Annotated in this window: 19 protein-coding genes; 12 read left to right on the forward strand and 7 right to left on the reverse strand. The window is 68.7% G+C overall.

Translation table 11 applies throughout. The features are described 5' to 3' along the window. Window positions 1-51 precede the first annotated feature (51 nt). Window positions 52-1,371: an MFS transporter gene (locus tag HWW87_RS03920; RefSeq protein WP_175819313.1), complete on the reverse strand. Its 1,320-nt coding sequence runs from the start codon at window positions 1,369-1,371 to the stop codon at window positions 52-54. 159 nt (window positions 1,372-1,530) lie between these two features. Here HWW87_RS03920 and HWW87_RS03925 point away from each other — a divergent pair, with 159 nt between their 5' ends. Beyond that, window positions 1,531-2,490 carry a LysR family transcriptional regulator gene (locus HWW87_RS03925; protein ID WP_175819314.1) on the forward strand — a complete coding sequence of 320 codons (960 nt, stop codon included), beginning with the start codon at window positions 1,531-1,533 and terminating at the stop codon, window positions 2,488-2,490. A gap of 93 nt (window positions 2,491-2,583) precedes the next feature. Further along, window positions 2,584-3,375: a uracil permease gene (locus HWW87_RS03930; RefSeq protein WP_175819315.1), complete on the forward strand. Its 792-nt coding sequence runs from the start codon at window positions 2,584-2,586 to the stop codon at window positions 3,373-3,375. A gap of 54 nt (window positions 3,376-3,429) precedes the next feature. On the opposite strand, the gene HWW87_RS03935 is transcribed toward HWW87_RS03930, so the two are convergent. Further along, on the reverse strand, window positions 3,430-4,152 hold the full coding sequence (locus tag HWW87_RS03935; protein ID WP_175819316.1) for a haloacid dehalogenase type II: 723 nt from the start codon (window positions 4,150-4,152) through the stop codon (window positions 3,430-3,432). A gap of 217 nt (window positions 4,153-4,369) precedes the next feature. After that, a complete protein-coding gene (locus tag HWW87_RS03940) occupies window positions 4,370-5,008 on the reverse strand; it encodes a hydrolase (RefSeq protein WP_175819317.1) in 639 nt (212 codons plus the stop codon). Between the two features lie 118 nt (window positions 5,009-5,126). On the opposite strand from HWW87_RS03940, the gene HWW87_RS03945 reads away from it, so the two are divergent. Continuing rightward, window positions 5,127-6,020: a LysR substrate-binding domain-containing protein gene (locus tag HWW87_RS03945; RefSeq protein ID WP_175819318.1), complete on the forward strand. Its 894-nt coding sequence runs from the start codon at window positions 5,127-5,129 to the stop codon at window positions 6,018-6,020. Between the two features lie 269 nt (window positions 6,021-6,289). Then, complete coding sequence (locus tag HWW87_RS03950; RefSeq protein WP_175819319.1) at window positions 6,290-8,539, forward strand: EAL domain-containing protein; 2,250 nt, start codon at window positions 6,290-6,292, stop codon at window positions 8,537-8,539. Between the two features lie 27 nt (window positions 8,540-8,566). Here the strand turns inward: HWW87_RS03950 and HWW87_RS03955 are convergent, their stop codons facing one another. Both HWW87_RS03955 and HWW87_RS03960 read right to left on the reverse strand, forming a co-directional pair. After that, complete coding sequence (locus HWW87_RS03955; RefSeq protein ID WP_175819320.1) at window positions 8,567-9,628, reverse strand: diguanylate cyclase; 1,062 nt, start codon at window positions 9,626-9,628, stop codon at window positions 8,567-8,569. Between the two features lie 67 nt (window positions 9,629-9,695). Beyond that, a complete protein-coding gene (locus tag HWW87_RS03960; RefSeq protein ID WP_175819321.1) occupies window positions 9,696-10,697 on the reverse strand; it encodes a chemotaxis response regulator protein-glutamate methylesterase in 1,002 nt (333 codons plus the stop codon). Window positions 10,698-11,012: 315 nt separating this feature from the next. Between HWW87_RS03960 and HWW87_RS03965 the strand changes: the two genes are divergently transcribed. Next, window positions 11,013-11,441: a hypothetical protein gene (locus HWW87_RS03965; RefSeq protein ID WP_175819322.1), complete on the forward strand. Its 429-nt coding sequence runs from the start codon at window positions 11,013-11,015 to the stop codon at window positions 11,439-11,441. A 53-nt stretch (window positions 11,442-11,494) separates the two neighbouring features. Here the strand turns inward: HWW87_RS03965 and HWW87_RS03970 are convergent, their stop codons facing one another. After that, window positions 11,495-11,719, reverse strand: coding sequence for a hypothetical protein (locus HWW87_RS03970; RefSeq protein ID WP_060263547.1), 225 nt, complete (start codon window positions 11,717-11,719; stop codon window positions 11,495-11,497). Window positions 11,720-11,991: 272 nt separating this feature from the next. Between HWW87_RS03970 and HWW87_RS03975 the strand changes: the two genes are divergently transcribed. The 3 genes from HWW87_RS03975 to HWW87_RS03985 are packed head-to-tail and all read left to right on the forward strand — an operon-like array spanning window position 11,992 to window position 14,670. Continuing rightward, window positions 11,992-12,681 (forward strand): DUF969 domain-containing protein, encoded by a 690-nt coding sequence (locus HWW87_RS03975; RefSeq protein ID WP_174433898.1) that lies wholly within the window; start codon window positions 11,992-11,994, stop codon window positions 12,679-12,681. Beyond that, entirely contained in the window at window positions 12,678-13,628 is a 951-nt protein-coding gene (locus HWW87_RS03980; RefSeq protein WP_175819323.1) for a DUF979 domain-containing protein, read from the forward strand. The genes HWW87_RS03975 and HWW87_RS03980 overlap by 4 nt, the downstream gene beginning before the upstream one ends. Before the next feature lie 19 nt (window positions 13,629-13,647). Next, window positions 13,648-14,670, forward strand: a complete 1,023-nt coding sequence (locus HWW87_RS03985) for a DUF2891 domain-containing protein (RefSeq protein WP_175819324.1) — start codon at window positions 13,648-13,650, stop codon at window positions 14,668-14,670. A 44-nt stretch (window positions 14,671-14,714) separates the two neighbouring features. On the opposite strand, the gene HWW87_RS03990 is transcribed toward HWW87_RS03985, so the two are convergent. Then, complete coding sequence (locus tag HWW87_RS03990) at window positions 14,715-15,539, reverse strand: IclR family transcriptional regulator (protein ID WP_175819325.1); 825 nt, start codon at window positions 15,537-15,539, stop codon at window positions 14,715-14,717. 187 nt (window positions 15,540-15,726) lie between these two features. Here HWW87_RS03990 and HWW87_RS03995 point away from each other — a divergent pair, with 187 nt between their 5' ends. From HWW87_RS03995 to HWW87_RS04010, 4 genes are all read left to right on the forward strand, one after another. Beyond that, window positions 15,727-17,382 carry a choline dehydrogenase gene (locus HWW87_RS03995; RefSeq protein ID WP_175819326.1) on the forward strand — a complete coding sequence of 552 codons (1,656 nt, stop codon included), beginning with the start codon at window positions 15,727-15,729 and terminating at the stop codon, window positions 17,380-17,382. 119 nt (window positions 17,383-17,501) lie between these two features. Next, entirely contained in the window at window positions 17,502-18,806 is a 1,305-nt protein-coding gene (locus HWW87_RS04000; protein ID WP_175819327.1) for an MFS transporter, read from the forward strand. Window positions 18,807-19,174: 368 nt separating this feature from the next. Further along, window positions 19,175-20,590 (forward strand): FAD-binding oxidoreductase, encoded by a 1,416-nt coding sequence (locus tag HWW87_RS04005; protein ID WP_175819328.1) that lies wholly within the window; start codon window positions 19,175-19,177, stop codon window positions 20,588-20,590. A 180-nt stretch (window positions 20,591-20,770) separates the two neighbouring features. Continuing rightward, window positions 20,771-22,192 carry an amino acid permease gene (locus HWW87_RS04010; RefSeq protein WP_175819329.1) on the forward strand — a complete coding sequence of 474 codons (1,422 nt, stop codon included), beginning with the start codon at window positions 20,771-20,773 and terminating at the stop codon, window positions 22,190-22,192. The last annotated feature ends 162 nt before the right edge of the window (window positions 22,193-22,354 follow it).

Below are 22,354 nucleotides of genomic sequence, written 5' to 3' on the forward strand. Positions count from 1 at the left end.
CGCGGCGGGCGGCAGGGCGAACTGAATTCGATCGAATGCCGGCCGGCGTGCTCAGGCCCGCGCCGGACGCATCAACGCGGTACACACGAGCGCGAACACGCCGAAGCCGACGAGGTACGCGATCACATAGTGCGGCTGGCCGCCGCCGGCCTTGAGCAGCGACGTCGCGATCATCGGCGCGAAGCCGCCGCCGATCACGCCGGCCAGCTGCACCGACAACGAGATGCCGCTGTAGCGGATTTCCGCGGGAAACTGCTGCGCGAACAGCAGCGATTCCGGCGCATAGAGGATCGGAAACACGACTCCGAGGCCGAGCACGATCGCCCACCATGCGTACGACGTCTGCTGCGTGCCGAGCATCATGAAGAACGGCGCGGCGAACGCGCACATCAGCACGAGGCCGATCGCGAACATCCGGCGCTGGCCGATGCGGTCGCTGAGGTGCCCGCACAGCGGCATCGTGACGAGCGACAGCGCCGCGCCGGCCGTGATCGCGTGCAGCATCTCGGCCTTCGGCAGATGCAGCTGCTGCGTCGCGTAAGCGAGCGCGAACGTGACGACCATGTAGAACCAGGTGTTCTCGGCGGCGCGCGCGCCGACGATCGTCAGCACTTCGCGCGGATGGCGACGCAGCGCGGCCGTCACCGGCGATTTCTCGGCCTTGCCCTGGCGCTGCATCTTCTCGAAGTCGGGCGATTCCGGCACCTTCGCGCGGATGAACCAGCCGAGGCCGACGAGCGCGATGCTCGCGAGGAACGGCACGCGCCAGCCCCACGACAGCATGTCGGCTTCCGGCAGCGCGGCCACCGCGGCCATCGCCACCGACGACAGGATCAGCCCGAGCCCGACGCCCGTCTGCGGCAGGCTGCCGAACAGCCCCTTGCGGCCCTTCGGCGCGTGCTCGACGGCCATCAGCACCGCGCCGCCCCATTCGCCGCCGACGGCCATCCCCTGCAGGAAGCGCATCGCGATCAAGAGCGCGGCGGCCCAGTAGCCGATGCTGTCGTACGACGGGATCAGCCCGATGATCATGCTCGGCACGCCCATCAGCAGCAGCGTGATCATCAGCATCGACTTGCGGCCGATGCGGTCGCCGAAGTGGCCGAACACGATGCCGCCCATCGGCCGCCCGATGAAGCCGACCGCGAACGTGCCGAACGCGGCGAGCGTACCGACCACCGGGTCCAGCGACGGGAAGAAGATGCGGTTGAACACGAGCGCGGCGGCCGTGCCGTACAGGAAGAAGTCGTACCACTCGATCGTCGTGCCGGCCATGCTGGCCCAGCCGGCCAGCAGGTAGTGCTTCGCGGTGCGGGCCGGTGCCGGCGTCGCGACTGTCGCATGCTCATCGAGGGTGGATCGGGTCTGCATGGTGTCTCCGGTTTTATTGCCCGCGGCTCATGGTCCGCAGGTCACGGTCGAGTATAGTTATGCGCAGATTCATGATGTACCGATAAAGAAACCGGTTGGATGTGCATTTATGCACATCGACGGCCGGCCAGGAGATTCCCGCCCTTTTTTCCCTCGCCGATGCGACATGCCACCCAGCCGGTTTCCGGCAACCTGAACTGGGACGACCTGCGCTTTTTCCTCGAAGTCGCGCGCACGCAGCGCGCGAGCGGCGCCGCGAAGCGGCTCGGCGTCGACTACACGACCGTCGCGCGGCGCATCCGCGCGCTCGAGGCCGCGATGGGCACGCTGCTGTTCGACAAGTCGCGCTCAGGCGGCTTCACGCTGACGGCCGAAGGGCAGCGGCTCGTCGCGTATGCGGACGCGATGGAGACGACCGTGCAGTCCGCGTGCGACCAGGTCGCGAACACCGGCGAGGCGCTGTCGGGCCACGTGCGGATCGGGTCGACCGAAGGGTTCGGCTGCTTTTTCCTCGCGCCGCAGCTCGCGCGGTTCCGCGCCGCGCATCCGCACGTGACGGTCGACCTGCTGCCGGTGCCGCATTTCGTCAACCTGCCGAAGCGCGAGGCCGATCTCGCGATCACGCTCGAGCGGCCCGAGCGCGGGCCTTACGTGGTGACGAAGCTGTGCGACTACCAGTTGCGGCTCTATGCGACGCGCGACTATCTCGCCAACCATGCGCCGATTACCTGCACGGACGATCTCGCACAGCACGCGTTCATCAGCTACGTCGACGATCTCGCGTTCAGCAACGAGCTGCTGTACCTGGACCGCGCGGTGCCCGGCGCGACGGCGGGCTTGCGCACCACCAGCGTGATCGCGCAGGTTTTCGCGGCGCTGCAGGGCGGCGGCCTGGCGATCCTGCCGTGCTTCATGGCGGCCACGCAGCCGGCGCTGGTGCCCGTGCTGCCGAACGACGTGGTCGTCACGCGGTGTTTCTGGCTGACGTGCCGCGAGGATCTGCGCAAGCTGCGGCGCGTGACCGCGCTGTGGGATTACCTGCGCGCGGCGGCGGACGCGAATCGCGCGTTGCTGTCGGGGGAATCGGGCACGCTGCGATTCGTCGGCGAGCAGGGATAGCGGTCGACGGCCGGGGCGTGACGGCGACGCGATGATCGATCTGGATGACGAAACAGCCGGCGGCGATTCGACCGGCTAGCGGGGGAACGGCAGATGGCTTTGACGCAGGCGGGCAAGGTTTTCGTGGTGTGCGTGGTCGTATTCGGCGTGGTCGCTTACTGGCTCGCGTCGCGGATGGTGCGCCGACAGACGGGCGGCAAGCGCGGCTCCGGCGGCGCGGTCGCGTTCTGGTGGCTCGTGTGTTTTTGCCTGGTGTCGCTGTTGTTCCCGTTCGCGTACTGGATCGGCGACGAGCTCTACACACTGGCGGTGTCGCCGAAATACGAAGCGACCGTCGTGTCCTACCAGTCCGAGTGGGACACCTGCGAGCGTCGCGACAGCTCGGGGCGAACTTCTTCGTACCGGTGCATCAAGTACACGTCGATCCTGGAAGCCGTGATGCCGGATGGCGAGCGTATCGTGCTGCCGGGCAACATCCGCTCGGGCGCCGCGCCCGAAATCGGCGAGAAGATCGATGTCGTGTTGCCGCAAGGGGCGCATCAGCTGCATGAACGCAGCGTGCGCAGTATCGGGCTGCTGGCCGGCGGCACGGTGATGGTCGCGATCATCGGGTATTTCGTCTACCTGATCGCGGCGTACGGGGCCGGAAAGAAGATCGACGCCGCCGCCCGCTTCGGCATGGCGGCGGTGCTGAACGGGCTCGTGCCGCTCGGCGCGCTGCTGATGGAAATCGCATTCCTGAGCGTGCCGTACCGTTACTGGGCGCACGGGAATCCGCAGCAATGGCCGGTGTGGGTGCTCGCGCTGTGCATGCTGTTTGCGCTGGCGCTGCTGCCGTTGCTGCTCGTCTATGCGCGGAGCGCATGGCGGGCGGTCGTGAAGTAACGGCGGCGCGGCGCCTCGCGATCGCGGCGCGGGGGCAGGCCGCGCCGCCGGCATTCAACCCGGGCACTCGAGCCGATCCGCGAGTTCGTTCAGGTCCCTGACGTCGAAATCCCACGCATCGTCGGCTTGCAGGTCGGTCGTCTGGCCGGGCCCGTGCTCGGTCGGCCGCAGCACGAACGCGGTCGACAGCCCGAGCCGGCGCGCGGCCGCAAGATCGCCGTTGTGCGCGGCCACCAGGCACAGCTCGGCCGGCGCGAGGCCGAGAATCTCGACCGCTTCGGTATAGACGGCCGGCGACGGCTTGTACGCGCGCGCAACCTCGGCGCCGAGAATCGCGTCCCACGGCAGCCCGCCGTGTTTCGCGACGTCGACCATCAGCCGGATGTTGCCGTTCGACAGCGGCGCGATGATGTAGCGCTGCTTCAGCCGGCGCAGCCCGGCGACGGCATCGGGCCACGGATCGAGCCGGTGCCACGCGAGATTGAGCGCGTCGATGTCGGCATCGGGCACGTCGTCGATCCCGAAACGATCGAGCGTGCGGACCAGGTTCTCGCGATGCAGCACGTCGAGCCGCACGTAGCGGCGGCGTCCACTGCGGATTTCTTCCATCGACGGCGAATAGTCGGCGCGCCACGCATCGGCGAACGCGAACGGGTCGAGCGTCGGCGCGTGGCGCGCCAGGAATGCGGCGGCGCCGCGTGCGACACCGCTTCTCCAGTCGACGATCGTTCCGAAGACATCGAAAACGAGCGCCTTGATTTCGGCAGGGTTCGTCATGGTGATCTAGTGAAGGTCGTTCGATGAGGGTTCACATCGCCGTGCCGCCGGATGGCGCGACGCCGGTTCGATCGACATTGAATCACGGATACGAAAACGCGGCCCGGGAGGCCGCGATGCGTGGCTCGCGCGCCGGTCGCACCGGAGCCAGCGAGCGGGGCGAGGGCGCGCGATACCGGCCGGACGACGGCACCGGCCGCCGCGCGCGCCGGGCCGATCAGCTCTTGTCGTACGAGAACTGGATGCCGGCCGTGCCGCCGGTTTCGATGAACAGGTTCACGAACGCGGGCACGGTGGCGCTGCGCGCCCAGTCGCGCTGCAATTCGCAGAACAGCTGCGCGACGCTGATCATCCGGCCGCCGGCCTGCTCGATGCGGCGCAGCGCGGCTTCGTGCGCGGCGAGCGACGTGCCGCCGACCGCATCGACGACCACGTACACCTCGTAGCCGGCCTTCAGCGCGTCGAGCGCCGGGAACGTCAGGCACGCTTCGGTCCACAGCGCGGTCATGATCAGTTTCTTGCGGCCGGTCGCCTCGACGGCCTGGCGGAACTCGACGTCTTCCCACGAGTTGATGCTCGTGCGGTCGTAGGTCGGATAGCCTTCGAGCGCCGCGCGCAGCGGCGGGATCGGCGGCTTGTTCAGCCCCGTCTTCACGTTGACGGTCGAGTGGATGATCGGGAGGTCGTACGCAACCGCCGCCTTCGATGCGCCGACGATGTTGTTGACCAGCAGCTGGCGATCCATTGACGCGATGGAGTTCACCTGGACCGGCTGGTAATCGATGACGATGAACGCGGCGTTCTGCGGGGTGAGCAGGTGGTCGTTCGCGGGGTCGCGAATCGGTTCGCTTGCCATGGTTGCCTCCAGAGAGTGCAGGAATGTGAAGGGACACGTCGAGACAGGATGCTATGCGTGCAACAACCGGCGTTCCAGTCCCTTAAAATGCCGTCAGTGTTCTATGGGTGGAACAATCATGGATGACCTGAACGACCTCTACTATTTCGTGAAGGTGGTCGAACACGGCGGGTTCACGCAGGCCGGGCGCGCGCTGGACGTGCCGAAATCGACGCTGAGCCGGCGCATCGCGGCGCTGGAAGCGCGGTACGACGTGCGGCTGTTGCAGCGCACGACGCGCCATTTCACGGTCACGGAAACCGGGCGCGAATTCTACGAGCGCTGTCTCGCCGTGCTGGTCGAGGCCGACGCCGCGCGCGAGGTGATCGAGCGCCGCCACGCCGAGCCGCGCGGCATCGTGCGCGTGAGCTGCCCGACCGCGTTGCTCGAATACCGCGTGAGCGAACTCGTTGCCCGTTTCATGGCGATTCATCCGCTGGTGCACGTGCACCTCGAGGCGACGAATCGCCGCGTCGACCTGTTGAGCGAAGGATTCGACCTGGCGCTGCGCGTGCGCTTCCCGCCGCTGGAGGACAGCGATCTCGTGATGCGCGTGCTCGCCGACAGCCCGCAGCGGCTGGTGGCCGCGCCGCAGTGGCTGGCCGGGCGCACCGCGCCGTCGGACCCGGCCGAGCTGATCGGCGCGCCGAGCCTCGACTGGGGCCCGGCGCGGCATCACGTGTGGCAGCTGGTCGGGCCGAACGGCGAGCATGCGCAGTTGCGTCACCACCCGCGCTTCGTGACCGACGACATGCACGCGCTGCGCGACGCGGCGATTCATGGCGTCGGCATCGTGCAACTGCCGTGCATGGTCGTCGAGGACGACCTGCGCAACGGCACGCTGGTCGACGTGCTGCCCGGCTGGGCGCCGAAGGGCGGGGTGGTGCACGCGGTGTTTCCGTCGCGGCGCGGGTTGCTGCCGCGCGTGCGCCTGCTGATCGATTTCCTGGCCGAGCACATCCGGAAGGACTGACGGGCGGCGCGCCCGCACCGTCGTGCAGCGCAGCAACGTGTCATCGCACCGGCCGCCGCCCGCGAGCCGCGCGGCAACCGAGCGTATCCCCTGATGGAAGCAGGTATCCGATCGTCACGGATTGGTGTTAAATACATTTCGACGCACCCTGGCACGGCGCGCAAACGGGGCGCACCGGGCATCGGCGTAAACCCGGGGCGGGACAGGCACGAAATATCGATAACGAATCGGGCGCATCAGACCCGGTCGGACAGACGGCAGGATTCAGCTTGAATACCGAACCGCAAAGTTCTCGCTACAGCCTCGGGCTCGCCGCGGAAGTGCTCGCATCCGAGCAGAGCGTGCTGAGGCTGATCACGCGCAACACGCCGCTGCCGGAACTGTTGGTCGAAGTTTGCCGGCGTGCCGAGGCTTTGCTCGGCGACGGCGCGTCGTGCACGATCCTGCTGCTCGATCCGGACGGCGTGCACGTGCGCGTCGGCGCGGCGCCGTCGCTGCCCGCGCAGTACAGCGCGGCGATCGACGGCGCGACGATCGGCCCCGCGGCCGGCTCGTGCGGCACCGCGATGTACGAGCGCCGGATGATCGCCGTCGAGGACATCGAAACCGATCCGCTGTGGGCCGACTACCGCGCCATCGCGTTGCCGCTGGGCTTGCGCGCGTGCTGGTCGGTGCCGTTCCTCGACGAGGCGGGCATCGTGCTCGGCGCGTTCGCCGTCTATCACCACCGGCCGTGCCGCCCGAGCGGCGAGGAAACCGCACTGTTGCGCGATATCGGCAACAGCGTCGGCCTCGCGGTGCACCAGGACCGGATCGCGCGGCAACTCGCGCGCAGCGAGGAACATCATCGGCTCGTCGTCAACAGCCTGAGCGAGGGCATCCTCGTCATATCGCGCGAGGGCGTCGTGATCGCGAGCAATCCGAGCGCGAACCGGATGATGCGCGTGAAGGGCGAGCTCGTCGGCCGCCGGCTGTCGACGGTGATCCTGCGCAAGCTGCGCGAGGACGGCACGCCGATCGCGCCGCGCGACTGGCCGAGCCTGCGCGCGCTCGAGACGGCCACGCCGATGCTCGACTACACGGTCGGCTTCGGCCTCGCGGACGGCGACATCATCTGGGTGCGCGGCAACGCGGTGCCGATCGTGAGGCCGGGCGAGACGCAGGCCGACTCGGTGCTCGTGTCGTTCAACGACATCGGCCCCGTGCGCGAAGCGCAGCAGCAGTTGCGCTATCTTGCGACCCGCGACGCGCTGACGGGCCTCTACAACCGCCGCTGGCTCGGCGACCGCATGCGCGAGCTGTTCGGCGTGCACGACGCGGCGGCCGGGCCCGCGCGCGTCGCGATCCTGTTCATCGATCTGGTCGGCTTCAAGAAGGTCAACGACACGGCCGGCCACGACGCGGGCGATGCGCTGCTGCGCAGCGTCGCGGCGCGGCTCGCGGCCTGTGCGGACGGCCGCTACGCGCTCACGCGCGTCGGCGGCGACGAGTTCGTGATCCTCGTCGACGACTGCGACGATCCCGACCGTCTCGCGGTGCTCGCGCGCGAGGTCATCGAAGCGATCGCGAAGCCGTTCGCGATCGCGAACAACGAATACTGGCTCGGCGTATCGATCGGCATCAGCGTCGCGCCGCGCGACGGCGACGATGCCGTGACGCTGATGCGCAACGCCGATTCGGCGATGTACGACGCGAAGCAGCGCGGCCGCAATCACTTCACGTTCTTCACCGCGCAGCTCAACCTGCGGCTGCAGCGCCGCTTCGCGATCGAGCAGTCGCTGCGGCGCGCGCTCGCGTCGGACATGCTGCGGCTCGCGTATCAGCCCGTCGTCGATGCGCGCAGCGGCCGCACGGTCGGCGCCGAGGCGCTGCTGCGCTGGACGAGCCCCGAGCTCGGGCCGATGTCGCCGGCGGAATTCATTCCGGTCGCGGAAGACACGGGGCTGATCGTCGCGATCGGCCAGTGGGTGCTCGAAACCGCGTGCCGGCAGGCGGCCGAGTGGCGCCGCACGATCGCGCCGGACCTGATGCTGGCCGTCAACCTGTCGCCGCGGCAGTTTCACGAAGGGCTCGTCGAATCGGTCGCCCGCTGTCTCGCGCAAACGCGGCTCGACCCGTCCGCGCTCGAACTGGAGATCACCGAAGGCGTGCTGATGAACGACACGGATACCGTGCTGCCGATGCTCGAAGCGCTCACGGACATGAACGTGCGGATCTCGGTCGACGATTTCGGCACCGGCTATTCGTCGCTCGCGTACCTGAAGCGCTTTCCGCTGCACAACCTGAAGGTCGACCGCTCGTTCGTGTCGGGCGTGCCCGATCATCACGACTCGGTCGCGATCACGCAGGCGGTCGTCGCGATGGCGCATTCGCTCGGGATGAAGGTCACGGCCGAAGGCGTCGAGACGCAGGCGCAGTCGTGGTTCCTGCAGCAGATCGGCTGCGACATGCAGCAGGGCTATCTGTTCAGCCGGCCGCTGGACGCGAACGACTACGCGCGCCGGCTCGGCGCAGCCTGAGCGCAGCGCGCTCGCTGGTGGTACCCGCTAGCGCGCGTCGAACCCGCCGGTGCCCGGCGGCGGCGACGACGGATCGATCTCGACCCGGTTCTTGCCTGCGTGCTTCGCGCGATAGAGCGCGCGGTCGGCCGCCTCGATCAGGACGGTCGTCGGCAGGCCGGGCGCGGGCACGATGCTCGCGCCGCCGATGCTGATCGTCACGGTGTGGTTGCCCGTCGACGAATGCGCGTGCCGCAGTCGCAGCGCCTCGACCGCGAGCCGGATCTTCTCGCCGAGCAGCCGCGCGGCGCCCGGCGACGTGGCCGGCATCACGACCGCGAATTCCTCGCCGCCGAAGCGTGCGGCGAGATCGCCCGACTGCCCGAGGCAGCGTTCGATCGTCGATGCGATCTGCTTGAGCACGCTGTCGCCCGACACGTGCCCGTACGTGTCGTTGTACAGCTTGAAGTTGTCGACGTCGATCATCAGCAGCGACAGCTCGCTGCGCTCGCGCGTGCCGCGCCGCCACTCGGCGGCCAGGTATTCGTCGAGATAGCGCCGGTTCGACAGCCCGGTCAGGCCGTCGGAGTGCGTGAGGCGCCGCAGTTCGAGATTGGCTTCGAGCAGTTGCTGTTGCGACTGCCGCAGCGCGCGATAGGCTTCGTCGCGCTGCAGCAGGTTCATGTACGAGCGCGAGTGGTAGCGGATACGCGCGATGAGCTCGATGCGGTCGGGCAGCTTGACCAGATAGTCGTTCGCGCCGGACGCGAACGCGGCGCTCTTGATCACCGGTTCTTCCTGCGTCGACAGCACGATGATCGGCACGTCGCGCGTCGCCGGATTCGCGCGGTACGCCCGCACGAGGCTCAACCCGTCGATGCCCGGCATCACGAGATCCTGCAGGATCACGGTCGGGCGCGTCTCGATCGCGGTGGCCATCGCGTCGTCCGAGCGCGGGCAGTAGTGGAAGTCGATGCCTTCCTCGTCGACGAGCGCGCGCCGCACGGCTTCCGCGACGATCGTCTGGTCGTCGACCAGCAACACCATCGCCGGCGTGTCGGCGGGCGACGCGGTCGGGCTGCCTGGCGGGCGAGTCAGGTCAATCGTCATGGTCGAGGCGGGGCGTTGCGGTTGTCGCAGGGGCAGGCATGGGTGTCGCGCGCGGTCATCGTCGGGCTCAGATCCGTGCGAGCGCCGCCAGCTCGCCCGCGATGCGCCCGAGCGGCAGGATCGCGCGTGCCGCGCCGAGCGTCGCGGCCGCCTTCGGCATCCCGTACACGGCGCTGGTCGCCTCGTCCTGCGCGATCGTATGGTAGCCCTTCATCCGCAGCGCCTTCAGGCCGATCGCGCCGTCGCGCCCCATCCCCGTGAGCAGGACGCCGATCACGCGGCCGGGCCAGTGCTCGGTCAGGCTGTTGAAGAACACGTCGACCGACGGACGATACGGCGTGGCGGCCGGTTCCCGCGTGTATTCGAGCGTGCCGGCGCGCGTGATGCGCAGGTGATCGTCGGTCGCGGCGAGCAGCGCGACGCCCGGCTGCGGACGGTCGCCTTCGCGCGCGACGCGCACGGCGATCCGGGTCTGGCCGTCGAGCCATTGCGCCATGCCTTCGGCGAACGCGCGATCGACGTGCTGCACGATCACGATCGGCGCATTGAAATCGGCCGGCAGGCTGCCGAGGATCGACGCGAGCGCGCCGGGGCCGCCGGCCGATGCGCCGATCGCGATCAGCGGGCCGCCGCCGCGCGCGGCCGCGCCGGCGACGCGCGTGCCGCCCGGCGCGTCGAGCAGGCGGCCGATCTGGTCGATCTTTGCGAGCAGGAGTTTCGTCGTGTCGCCGGCGGCGCCGTCGCCGAGCCGCGGCGTGTCGACCGCGTCGAGCGCACCGGCGCCCATCGCCTCGAACACGCGCCACGCGTTCGCGCCGATGCAGCTCGTCACGATCAGGATCGCGCACGGTCGTTCGGAACGCATGATCCGCCGCGTCGCTTCGATCCCGTCGAATTTCGGCATGATCAGATCCATCAGCACGATGTCGGGCGGCTGCGCGGCGCACAGTTCGACGGCCTGCGCGCCGTCGGTCGCGACCCACAGCACGCGGTGCTCGGGCCGTCGCGCGATCGCGCGGCGCATCGCCTCGACGGCAAGCGGGAGGTCGTTGACGATGCCGATGTTCACAAGCGGAATTCTCCGGTCGGTTCGTAGTGTTGTTGGAGCTGGGCCGGGTTCATGGAGGGGGCTGCCTGTTCGGCGCGGCCGGGCGGCATCGGCGGCCGGACGGCGCGGCATTCTTTTCGGTTGACGACGCCCGAATGCTGTCATGCAGCGCGGGCGGCGGCAATCGAAAAATGTGCGCATGATGCCGTTTCAGTGCGTTTCCTCTATGACCGGGCCGCATTGCCTGCAAGCGGGCCAGCCGATGCTGTCCGGACAGGCCGCAAAAGTCCGCATGTTACCGTGCCGGCATCGACAAAAAAGAAAGGGGAGAACCGGATGACCGCGCCCGATACCGTACTCGCCAGCCGCGACCCGTACGCGCCGATCGTGATCGAGCAGGACGGCCGTTTGCTGTACCGGATCTACATCGAGAGCGGGCACGCGTCGTTCTACCGCGATTTTCCGGTCGAACCCGATGTGGTGCGCGTGCTGCGCGACGATGCCGAGCGCTATTACTTCCTGTTCGCGGCGCTTCACCATCCGTACCAGTTGAGCGCGACGAACCTGCCCGACGCGGAGCGCGAGCGTTATTTCAGCACGATCCTGTTTGCCGGCCACGATGCGGTCGAAGCCTTCATGACGGAACGCGATCGCGCCAGCAACGGCGCGGTGGCGAACTTGCTGAGGATCTTCACGCAGGCCGATTACCGGCAACTGCGCGAGGGCCGGTGGTTCGGCGTGGGCGCGGGCACGCCGGCCGCGTAGCGGGCTGCACCGGGCACCATGCCGCACGGCGGACGCGCCGCCGCGCCGCGCCGTCAATGGCTGCGCGCGTAGCCCTGGATCAGCGCGCGCATCATCCCTTCGACCGTCGCGTCGAGCAGGTCGCCTTCCTGTTCGGCTTCCTCGACGAGCGCGGCATAAGCGGTCGCGAGCGTCACGCGGTCGACCTCCTGGCGTTGCTCCATCAGCGTCACCATCCCGTCCTTCGCCAGATGAGCGGAGAACGCGCGGCTGCCGATGGTCTGGAATACGTCAATCATGGCGGCTCTCCCGTACGTTGCCGATGCTTTTCAGTGTAGTCGGCAGGTCGGGGCCGCGCCACGCACGCGGGCCGGCCCGATTCGTCCGATGAAATGCGACCGACACACGGCGCGTGCACGGTATCCAGCGGGCTTCAACGTTTACCCGAACCGGCGAATCGTCGACTTTTTATCGATAAAGTCTCGTGCTAGATTTCGCCGTCCGAGCCCGATGCAAACCGGGCCGGCAGTGCGTGGCCGACGTGCCGCGCGCCCAGACACGAGGAGGGGAAATGCTGGTGCTGATTGGGGTGCCGATCGTCGTGATCGGCTTCGCGCTGCGCTTCAATGCGCTGCTGGTGGTCACGATCGCGGGGCTCGCGACGGGGCTGGCTGGCGGGCTGAATCTCGTCGACATCGTCAGCGCGTTCGGCAAGGCGTTCACCGAGAACCGCTACATGGGGCTGATCTGGCTCACGCTGCCGGTGATCGCGCTGCTCGAGCGCAACGGGCTCAAGGAGCAGGCGAGGCGAATGATCTCGCGTGTGCAGGCGGCCACCACGGGCCGCGTGCTGATGCTGTACTTCGTGCTGCGCCAGGCGACGGCCGCACTCGGTCTCACGTCGCTCGGCGGCCACGCGCAGATGGTGCGGCCGCTGATCGCGCCGATGGCCGAGGCCGCCGCGGTCGGCCGGCACGGCGAGCTGCCCGAGTCGGTGCGCCAGCAGATCCGCGCGCATGCGTCGGGCGCCGACAACGTCGCCGTGTTCTTCGGCGAGGACATCTTCATCGCGATCCAGTCGATCCTGCTGATCAAGGGCTTTCTCGAACAGAACGGCATCTCCATCGAGCCGCTGCACCTGTCGGTGTGGGCGATCCCGACCGCGATCGCCGCGCTGCTGATCCACTGCACGCGCCTCGCGCTGCTCGACCGCCGGCTCGCGCGCGGCTTCGGCCTGGTGACGCAGGAGGGCGCGCGATGATCGGCCTCGAATCGCTGTACACGCTCGCGGGGCTGATGTTCGCCGCGTTCGCGTACTTCAACCTGACGGACCGCACGAACCCGCGGCGCGTCGTCAATTTCGCGTTCTGGGCCATCTACGCGGTCACGTTCCTGTTCGGCGCGCTGCTGCCGCATTTCGTCATGGGTTGCCTCGCGATCGCGCTCGCGCTGATCGCCGGTTCGGGCAAGCTCGGCCGCGGCCAGTCCGACGAGGCCGGCGAAGCGGCGGCCGTGCGGCGCGAGACGCTCGCCCAACGGTTCGGCAACCGGCTGTTCCTGCCCGCGCTGCTGATTCCGGTCGTCACGCTGATCGGCACGTTCGCGCTGAAACTCGTGCCGTTCGTCGAGCCGAAGAGCGTGACGCTGATCTCGCTCGTGCTCGGCACGATCGTCGCGTTCGGCGTCGCGCTCGCGATGCTGCGCGATTCGCCCGTGCATGCGCTGAAGGAAGCGCGCCATACGATGGATGCGGTCGGCTGGGCCGCGATCCTGCCGCAGATGCTCGCCGCGCTCGGCGCGCTGTTCGCGGTCGCGGGCGTCGGCGGCGTGGTGTCGGGGCTCGTGAAGGCGTGGGTGCCGATCGATTCGCCGTTCGCGGTGGTCGCGGCCTACACGGTCGGCATGGCGCTGTTCACGATGATCATGGGCAACGGCTTCGCCGCGTTTCCGGTGATGACGGCCGGCATCGGCCTGCCGCTGATCGTCCATCAGTTCCACGGCAATCCGGCGATCATGGGCGCGATCGGGATGCTGAGCGGCTTCTGCGGTACGCTGATGACGCCGATGGCCGCGAACTTCAACATCGTGCCCGCGGCGCTGCTCGAACTGAAGGACAAGAACGGCGTGATCAAGACGCAGTGGCCGACGGCCGTGCTGCTGCTGGCCGTGAACACGCTGCTGATGTACGCGTTCGTATTCCGCTTCTGACTCGATGGACGAGATCCTCATGACCGACCGACTCACCCCCGAACTCGCGTCGAAATTCGCGTCGCTCGCGCTCGCACACCTGACCCGCGAATATCCGAACAAGCTCACGCATGCGCTCGAAGGTCCGCACGACGTGCAGGGGCCGCGCGCGCTGCATCCGATCTTCTACGGCAGCTACGACTGGCACTCGTGCGTGCATGGCTACTGGCTCGTGCTGCGCGTGCTCGAACGCTACCCGGCATTGCCGGAGACCGAGCGCATCGTCGCGATCGTCGACGCGCATTTCACCGACGCGAACGTTGCCGGCGAGCGTGCGTATCTCGCGCGGCCGCACAACAGCGGCTTCGAGCGGCCGTACGGCTGGGCGTGGCTGCTCGCGCTCGCCGCGCAGCTCGAGCGACTCGCGCTGAAGGGCGCGCTGCCGCAGGCCGCGCGCTGGGCGAAGACGATGGCGCCGCTGGCCGACCTGTTCGTGTCGCGCTTCGAGACTTTCCTGCCGAAGGCCACCTATCCGCTCCGCGTCGGCACGCACTTCAACACCGCGTTCGCGCTGGCGCTCGCGCTCGATTTCGCGCGCGACACGCAGCGCGACGGGCTTGCCGCGCTGATCGTCGATACCGCGAAGCGCTGGCACCTGAACGACGTCGCATGCCAGGCGTGGGAGCCGTCGGGCGACGAATTCCTGTCGCCCGCGCTGATGGAAGCCGAGCTGATGCGGCGCGTGCTGCCGGCCGCCGAATTCGACGGCTGGTTCGCGCGCTTCCTGCCCGACCTCTTGCGCGGCGAACCGGCGACGCTGTTCGAGCCGGCGACCGTCAGCGATCGCAGCGACGGCAAGATCGCGCATCTGGACGGGCTGAACCTGAGCCGCGCGTGGTGCCAGCGTTCGCTGGCCGGCGCGCTGCCGGCAGGCGATGCGCGGCGCGCGAAGCTGCTCGATGCGGCCGACCGGCATCTCGCGAGCGCGCTCGCGCACGTGGCCGGCGACTACATGGGCGAGCACTGGCTCGCGACGTTCGCGTTGCTCGCGCTGGACGCGTAGCGCGCGACACCCCGCCGGCTCATGCATGAACGCGCGCGGCCGCATCAGCCCGGCGGCGCGCCGTCGGCCGCATGCAACAGCGGCGCGAGCCGCGTGGCCGCGTCGCGCATCTTCGGCACGTTCTCCAGCAGATCGTTGAGCGTCGCGCGCGCGGTCGGCGCATGCACGGCGAGCGCCGCGAGCACGCGACCGCTCGCGGCATCCTTCACCGGCACCGCGACGGCCACCATTCCCCGTACGAATTCCTCGTTGTCGATGCCGACGCCGCGCGCGGCCAGCCGGTCGAGCTCGGCCGCGAGCAATTGCGCATCGGTCAGCGTCCGGTAGGTCATCTTCTGCAGCGAGAGCCGCGCGAGCAGCGCGTTGCGCTCCAGCGCATTCATCTGCGACAGGAACAGCTTGCCGCTCGCCGTGCAATGCAGCGGCACGTGTATGCCGGGCCGCATCTCGAGCCGCAGCGGCTCGGTCGTCTCCACACGTTCGACGTACAGCACCGTGTCGCCGTCGAGCGCGGCGAGGTTGCAGGTCTCGCCGAGCACGTCGACGAGCGCGCGCAGCACCGACCGGCAGCCGCGCGTGAACGTGTTGTTCGACAGCGCCGCGAGCGCGAACTGCGCGGCGCGCGGGCCGAGCGCGATGCCGCGGTCGTGGCCGCGCGAGTCGGGCATGTGGATCACGTAGCCGCGTGTTTCGAGCGATTCGATCAGGCGCAGCAGCGTCGCCTTCGGAATGTGCAGCCGTGCGGCGAGCTGCGACAGCGTGTACGGCTGTCCGGCCGATGCGAGCGCTTCGAGCACGGCGAGCGCGCGCAGCACGCGCGCATCGTCGGCGGGCGCGCCGTCGGGCGGCGCGGGGGCGGTGTCGCGCATGTGTCTCCTCCGTCGGGATCGGCGGGCGTCCCGGGATGGTGTGTGCGAGGGAAATGAAACGAATTGAACGGTTTTTGTACCACATTCACCGCGTGGACAATAAATCGGCTTGTACGCGTTCCGTGTGCTCAATAAATTTGGACAAAACATACCGGATTTTTCTCATACCCCGGAACGGAGACACGGAATGACACGCAGCTTCGACTATGTCGTGGTCGGCGCGGGATCGGCCGGTTGCGTCCTCGCCAACCGGCTGTCCGACGGCGGCCGCCATACGGTGTGCCTGCTGGAGGCGGGCCCCGCCGACCACTCCATGTGGATCCACGTGCCGATCGGTTATGGCAAGACGATGTTCCACCCGGTGTACAACTGGGGCTTCCACACCGATCCCGACCCGAACATGCACAACCGCCGCCTGTACTGGCCGCGCGGCCGCACGCTCGGCGGCTGCAGCTCGATCAACGGGCTGATCTACGTGCGCGGGCAGCAGCAGGATTACGACCACTGGGCCGCGCTCGGCAACCGCGGCTGGAGCTGGCGCGAATGCCTGCCGTATTTCCGGCGGCTCGAACACAACACGCTCGGCGAAGGCCCGACGCGCGGCACCGGCGGCCCGCTGTGGGCGTCGGCGATCCGGCAGCGGCACGAACTCGTCGATGCGTTCGTCGCCGCGTCGAACCGGCTCGGCGTGCGCACGGTCGATGATTTCAACACGGGCGATCAGGAAGGTGTCGGCTACTACCAGCTCACGACGCGCAACGGCTTGCGCTGCTCGACCGCGGTCGCGTACCTGAAGCCCGCGCGCGGGCGGCCGAACCTGCACATCGAGACCGACGCGCAGGCGCTGAAGGTGCTGTTCGACGGCGCGCAGGCGTCCGGCGTGCACTACGTGCAGCACGGCAAGGTGCATGAAGTGCGCGCGCTGCGCGAGGTGATCCTCGCGGCCGGTGCGCTACAGTCGCCGCAATTGCTTCAGGTGTCGGGCGTCGGCCCCGCGTCACTGCTGGACCGGCACGGGATTGCCGTCGTGGCCGACCGGAAGGGCGTCGGCGAGAACCTGCAGGATCATCTGCAGGTGCGGCTGATCTACGAGGTGACGAAACCGATCACGACCAACGACGAGCTGCATTCGTGGGTCGGCCGCGCGAAGATGGGGCTGCAATGGGCGCTGTTCCGCGGCGGTCCGCTCGCGATCGGCATCAACCAGGGCGGGATGTTCTGCCGCGCGTTGCCGGACGAATCGGCGACGCCCGACATCCAGTTCCATTTCTCGACGCTGTCGGCCGATTCGGCTGGCGGCAGCGTGCATCCGTTTCCCGGCTGCACGTATTCGATCTGCCAGTTGCGGCCCGAATCGCGCGGTACCGTACGGATTCGTACCGGCGATGCGCGCGACGCGCCGTCGATCCAGCCGAACTATCTCGACACCGAGCGCGACCGCCGGACGACGCTGGCCGGCGTGCGCTTCGCGCGCCGTGTCGCGGCCGCCGAGCCGATGGCGCCGCTGATGAAGCGCGAGGTGCGGCCCGGCGCGCACGCGCAGACGGACGACGAGCTGCTCGAATTCTGCCGCGAATACGGACAGACGATCTTCCATCCGTCCGGCACCGCGAAAATGGGCGTCGCGAGCGATCCGCTCGCGGTCGTCGACGAGCGGCTGCGCGTGTACGGCACGCGGGGCTTGCGCGTGGTCGACTGCTCGATCATGCCGACGCTCGTATCGGGCAATACCAACGTGCCGATCGTGATGGTCGCCGAGAAGGCGTCCGACATGATTCTCGAGGACGCGCGCGAGGCCGATCGCGGCCGCAGCGTCGCGCCGGCCGCCGAGGCGCTCGCGTAGCGCGAAGCGCCCGCGCGGCCCGTGCTCCTGCGCCCGGACGGCCGCCGCGCGCTCATCGATGCCCCCGCCGGCACGGCGTCGGGGCAGGTTGCGGCGCATCCTTACCTGGAGAAGCTCGCATGGCAATCGATTCCCGGGTCGTCCGACGCGTGGCCGCGGCCAGCGTGATCGGCGCGACCGTCGAGTGGTACGACTTTTTCCTGTACGGCGTGGTCGCCGGCATCGTGTTCGACAAGCAGTACTTTCCGTCCGGCGACGCGTTCGTGTCGACGATGCTCGCGTATGCGACGTTCGCGGTCGGCTTCGTCACGCGGCCGCTCGGCGGCTTGCTGTTCGGCCATCTCGGCGACCGCGTCGGGCGCAAGTCCGCGCTGATCCTGACGATGCTGATCATGGGCGTGTCGACGGCCGGCGTCGCGTTCCTGCCGACCTACGCGCAGATCGGCATGTGGGCGCCCGTGCTGCTGCTGACGCTGCGCGTGCTGCAGGGTATCGGCCTTGGCGGCGAGTGGGGCGGCGCGGTGCTGATGGCGTACGAATACGCGCCGCCGCACCGGCGCGGGCTGTATGCGAGCCTGCCGCAGATCGGTCTCGCGATCGGGCTGTGTCTCGCGGCCGGCGTCGTCGCGGGGCTGTCGCGCGCGCTGCCGGACGCCGCGTTTCTCGCGTGGGGCTGGCGTGTCGCGTTCGCGGCGTCGCTGCTGCTCGTCGCGGTCGGCTTCTATATCCGCACGCGTGTGGCCGACACGCCAGAGTTCGTCGCGCTCAAGCGCCAGCGGCGCGACACGAAGCTGCCGGTGGTCGAACTGCTCGGCAATTACCGGCAGGCGATCCTGCTCGGGATGGGCGCGCGTTATATCGACGGCGTGTTCTTCAACGTGTTCGCGGTGTTCTCGATCGGCTACATGACGCGCAACCTGTCGATCTCGCGCGGCGACGCGCTGCTCGGCGTGATGAGCGCGGCCGTCGTGATGTGCGGGTTCATCCCCGTGTTCGGCAGCCTGTCGGACCGGCTCGGCCGCGCGCGCGTGTACCGGTGGGGCGCGACGCTGTGCGGGCTGTCGGTGCTGCCCGCGTTCTGGCTGCTGCAGACGCAGTCGACGAACCTGCTCGCCGTGTGGCTCGCGCTGGTGATTCCGTTCGGGATCTTCTACGCGATGGCGTACGGGCCGGAGGCCGCGCTGTTCGCGGAGCTGTTCGACGCGAACGTGCGTTACACGGGCATTTCGTTCGTCTACCAGGTGTCGGGCATCTTCGCGAGCGGCCTCACGCCGATCGTCGCGACCGCGCTGCTGCGTGCGAACGGCGGCGCGCCGTGGCTCGTCGGGGTTTACGTGATGTTGTCTGCACTCCTGTCGATCGTGTCCGTGCGGGCGATCGAGAAACGCGGCGGCATGGCCGGCGTCGCGGTGCGCGCGACGTGACGTGACGCCTGAGCCGGGCGGGTGGCGGTGTGCGGGGGCGTATCGGCGCGGTGGCGCCGCGGCCTCGCGTTCGCGCCTGCCGCCTGCCACCGGTTGCCCCGCGCGCCGGCCCGCGCGCTGGTCCAAGCGAATCCGGCCCACTGGCCCTACCTGCGGTAAATCGGCCTGCCTACACTTTCCTCGACAGATCGCCGCATGGAAGCATCTGCACACGATCGACCCGAAGAGAACGATCAGGAGACAGGCATGACCAACAGGCAGTCGGCAGCATCCGCCCGCGCGGCGGACACGCGCCCCGCATCAGTCAGTCGAATCGCCTCGTGCGCCGGTTGCGGCGCAACCGGCACGCCCGCATCGGAGGGCTGACCATGTCGACCTCTTCCATCGAACGCACCACGCGCGGTTTCGCGGGCGGCCGGCCGAACGATACGCGTTACGACCCGACCTACGATCCGCTCGTGTCGCCGGGCCCCGGTTGCGGCAAGCAGTACGCGCCGACCTACTGGGTCGCGACGGCCGGCACCCCGCCGCCCGACGACGGCCCCGTCACGCGCGATCTCGATGTCGACGTCGCGATCATCGGCGCCGGCTACACGGGCCTCGCGACCGCGCTGTGCCTCGCGCGGGACCACGGCATCAAGGCCGTCGTGCTCGAGGCCAACCGCACCAGCTGGGGCTGCAGCAGCCGCAACGGCGGCCAGGGGCAGAACGCGTCGGGCCGGCTGTCGCGCTCGCAATGGATCGAGCGCTGGGGCAAGGACGTCGCGTTGAAGATGCACGACGAGATCCTCGAAGGCTTCGAGCACTTCAAGTCGCTCGTGTCGGAAATCGACTGCGATCCGCAGCCGGGCGGGCATTTCCTGATCGCGCACCGCCCGCGCATCATGGCGAAGCTCGCGGCCGAGGCGAAGGTGTGGAAGGACGTGTTCGGCTATCCGTCCGAACTGCTGAGCGCGGAGACGTTCCGCCGCGAATTCATCGACGATCACGAGGCGGCCGGCGCGCTGCACGAGCCGGAAGGCATCGGCATCCATGCGCTGAAACTCGCGTTCGGCTACCTGCGCCTCGCGCGCGAAGCCGGCGCGAAGGTGCATACGAGCAGCCCCGTGCTCGGCTTCGAGACGATCGACGGCGTGCATCACCTGCGCACGCCGGGCGGCGTGGTGCGGGCCCGCGCGGTCGGCATCGCGACCGGCGCGTACACCGCGCAGACGCTGCATCCGTCGCTGCGCGGCAAGGTGATGCCGATCCTGTCGAATTCGATGGTCACGCGGCCGCTGACCGACGCCGAGATCGACGCGTGCAACTTCCGCACGACGCAGGTGCTGACCGACACGCGCACGCTGCGCTTCTACTACCGTTTCCTGCCCGATCGCCGCCTGCAGATCGGCAGCCGCAGCGCGATCACCGGCGACGATGCGCCGAACCCGCGCCACCTCGATTTGCTGAAGGAAGGCATGGCGCGCAAGTTTCCCGCGCTGCGCGGCGTCGAGATCGATTACGCGTGGTGGGGCTGGGTCGACGTGAGCCACGACATGATGCCGCGCGTGTGCCAGCCCGATCCGCGGCAATCCGTGTACTACGCGCTCGGCTACGGCGGCAACGGCGTGTCGTATTCGCAGCAGGCCGGCCGCCGGCTCGCCGAGCAGATCGCGGGGAAGGGCGCACGCCCGACGCTGCCGATCTTCACGTCGCCGCTGCCCGGCCACCCGTTCGCGCCGTTCCGGCGCCTCGGGCAACGGATGCTCTACCTGTCGTACTTCAGGAACGACGAAAAGCCCTGAGCGCAGTGCGCGCGACCCTGCGCGATGCAACGCAGCGCGCGGGGCGACACAACACAATAAAAGCAACAGAAATCCGTGCGGCCGGGGCTGCAGGTGCCCCTGCACGCGCCGTCGCCGGCGGCGCCCGCGTTCACCCGAAGGTGGCGCGGGCGGCGCCGGACAACTGGATATGGAGAAGACATGCAACCCTCGAACCAGAGTGACCTGAAGTGTGGGCTCAAGCAGCGCCACATGACGATGATCGCGCTTGGCGGCGTGATCGGTGCCGGGCTGTTCGTCGGCAGCGGCGTGGTGATTCAGCAGACCGGGCCGGCCGCGATCCTGTCGTTCCTGATCACGGGCGTGCTCGTCGTGCTCGTGATGCGAATGCTCGGCGAGATGGCGTGCGCGATGCCGGCCGTCGGCTCGTTCTACGAGTACGCGCGGCTCGCATTCGGCAACTGGCGCGGGCCGGGCAGGATGGCCGGCTTCCTGACCGGCTGGATGTACTGGTATTTCTGGGTGATCGTCGTCGCGCTGGAAGCGGTCGCGGGCGCCAGGCTGATCCAGTTCTGGCTGCCCGACACGCCGGCGTGGATCATCAGCCTCGCGCTGCTGGTCGTGCTGACGCTCACGAACCTGATCTCGGTCGGCAGTTACGGCGAGTTCGAATTCTGGTTCTCGTCGATCAAGGTCGGCGCGATCGTCGTGTTCCTGTTCCTCGGCGGCCTCTACGTGCTCGGCCTGTGGCCCGCGTCGATGCACACGACGGCCGTGCTGCCGACGCTGCTCGGTCACGGCGGCTTCATGCCGCTCGGCATCGGGCCGGTGATGAGCGGGGCGGTCGCGGCTACCGGATTCTACTTCGGCGCGGAAATCGTCACGATCGCGGCGGCCGAAGCGAAGGAGCCGGCCAAGGCGGTTGCGAAGGCAACCAACTCGGTGATCACCCGCGTGCTGGTGTTCTACGTCGGCTCGGTCGCGCTCGTCGTCGCGCTGGTGCCGTGGAATTCCGCGCAGATGGCCACGCCGTACGTGAGCGCGCTGGAAGTGATGGGCCTGCCTGCCGCCGCCAACGTGATGAACGCGATTGTGCTGACCGCCGTGCTGTCCGCGCTCAATTCGGGCCTCTATGCGGCCTCGCGGATGCTGTTCGCGCTGACCCGCCATGGCGACGCGCCGGCCGCGCTCGCGAAGGTCAACAAGCGCGGCGTGCCGGTGCGCGCGATCCTGCTCGGCACGGTGTTCGGCTACGTGTCGGTCGTGATGTCGTACGTGTCGCCCGATACGGTATTCGCGTTCCTCGTCAATTCGTACGGCACCGTCGCGCTGTTCGTGTACGTGCTGATCGCGTTCTCGCAACTGCGCCTGCGCAAGCGTCTCGACCCGGTCGCCGCCGGCAAGCTGCGCGTGAAGATGTGGGCGTACCCGTACCTGACCTGGGTCGCGATCATCGGCATGGTCGGCATCCTCGTCGCGATGGCGTTCATCCCGGACCAGCGCAAGCCGCTCTGGCTCGGCGTCGCGAGCCTCGGCGTACTCGTCGTCGCGTACGGGCTCACGCGCCGCAGCCGTCGCGAGCATCTCGACGACAGCGAACTGCTCGCGTATCCGCCGCGCTGACCGGCAACACCGCATGACGCCGCAGGCCCGGTGCGTGCGCCGGGCCTGCGCGCATGCGGCCCGCCGGGTGGCGGGCGCAACTATCAGGCTGACCGATAGCACCGATCGGCGGATGCGACTTTATGTCGGCCGCCGGCCGGCATAGCATGGATGAACCGATTC

This window comes from Burkholderia sp. BCC0419, from assembly GCF_902830285.1.
Classification (GTDB): domain Bacteria; phylum Pseudomonadota; class Gammaproteobacteria; order Burkholderiales; family Burkholderiaceae; genus Burkholderia.

Bases quoted from the DNA above. Each gene is read 5' to 3' on its own strand.
- HWW87_RS03920 (WP_175819313.1), bottom strand. From the start codon at position 1,371: ATGCAGACCCGATCCACCCTCGATGAGCATGCGACAGTCGCGACGCCG.
- HWW87_RS03925 (WP_175819314.1), top strand. From the start codon at position 1,531: ATGCGACATGCCACCCAGCCGGTTTCCGGCAACCTGAACTGGGACGAC.
- HWW87_RS03930 (WP_175819315.1), top strand. From the start codon at position 2,584: ATGGCTTTGACGCAGGCGGGCAAGGTTTTCGTGGTGTGCGTGGTCGTA.
- HWW87_RS03935 (WP_175819316.1), bottom strand. From the start codon at position 4,152: ATGACGAACCCTGCCGAAATCAAGGCGCTCGTTTTCGATGTCTTCGGA.
- HWW87_RS03940 (WP_175819317.1), bottom strand. From the start codon at position 5,008: ATGGCAAGCGAACCGATTCGCGACCCCGCGAACGACCACCTGCTCACC.
- HWW87_RS03945 (WP_175819318.1), top strand. From the start codon at position 5,127: ATGGATGACCTGAACGACCTCTACTATTTCGTGAAGGTGGTCGAACAC.
- HWW87_RS03955 (WP_175819320.1), bottom strand. From the start codon at position 9,628: ATGACGATTGACCTGACTCGCCCGCCAGGCAGCCCGACCGCGTCGCCC.
- HWW87_RS03965 (WP_175819322.1), top strand. From the start codon at position 11,013: ATGACCGCGCCCGATACCGTACTCGCCAGCCGCGACCCGTACGCGCCG.
- HWW87_RS03970 (WP_060263547.1), bottom strand. From the start codon at position 11,719: ATGATTGACGTATTCCAGACCATCGGCAGCCGCGCGTTCTCCGCTCAT.
- HWW87_RS03975 (WP_174433898.1), top strand. From the start codon at position 11,992: ATGCTGGTGCTGATTGGGGTGCCGATCGTCGTGATCGGCTTCGCGCTG.
- HWW87_RS03980 (WP_175819323.1), top strand. From the start codon at position 12,678: ATGATCGGCCTCGAATCGCTGTACACGCTCGCGGGGCTGATGTTCGCC.
- HWW87_RS03985 (WP_175819324.1), top strand. From the start codon at position 13,648: ATGACCGACCGACTCACCCCCGAACTCGCGTCGAAATTCGCGTCGCTC.
- HWW87_RS03990 (WP_175819325.1), bottom strand. From the start codon at position 15,539: ATGCGCGACACCGCCCCCGCGCCGCCCGACGGCGCGCCCGCCGACGAT.
- HWW87_RS03995 (WP_175819326.1), top strand. From the start codon at position 15,727: ATGACACGCAGCTTCGACTATGTCGTGGTCGGCGCGGGATCGGCCGGT.
- HWW87_RS04000 (WP_175819327.1), top strand. From the start codon at position 17,502: ATGGCAATCGATTCCCGGGTCGTCCGACGCGTGGCCGCGGCCAGCGTG.
- HWW87_RS04005 (WP_175819328.1), top strand. From the start codon at position 19,175: ATGTCGACCTCTTCCATCGAACGCACCACGCGCGGTTTCGCGGGCGGC.
- HWW87_RS04010 (WP_175819329.1), top strand. From the start codon at position 20,771: ATGCAACCCTCGAACCAGAGTGACCTGAAGTGTGGGCTCAAGCAGCGC.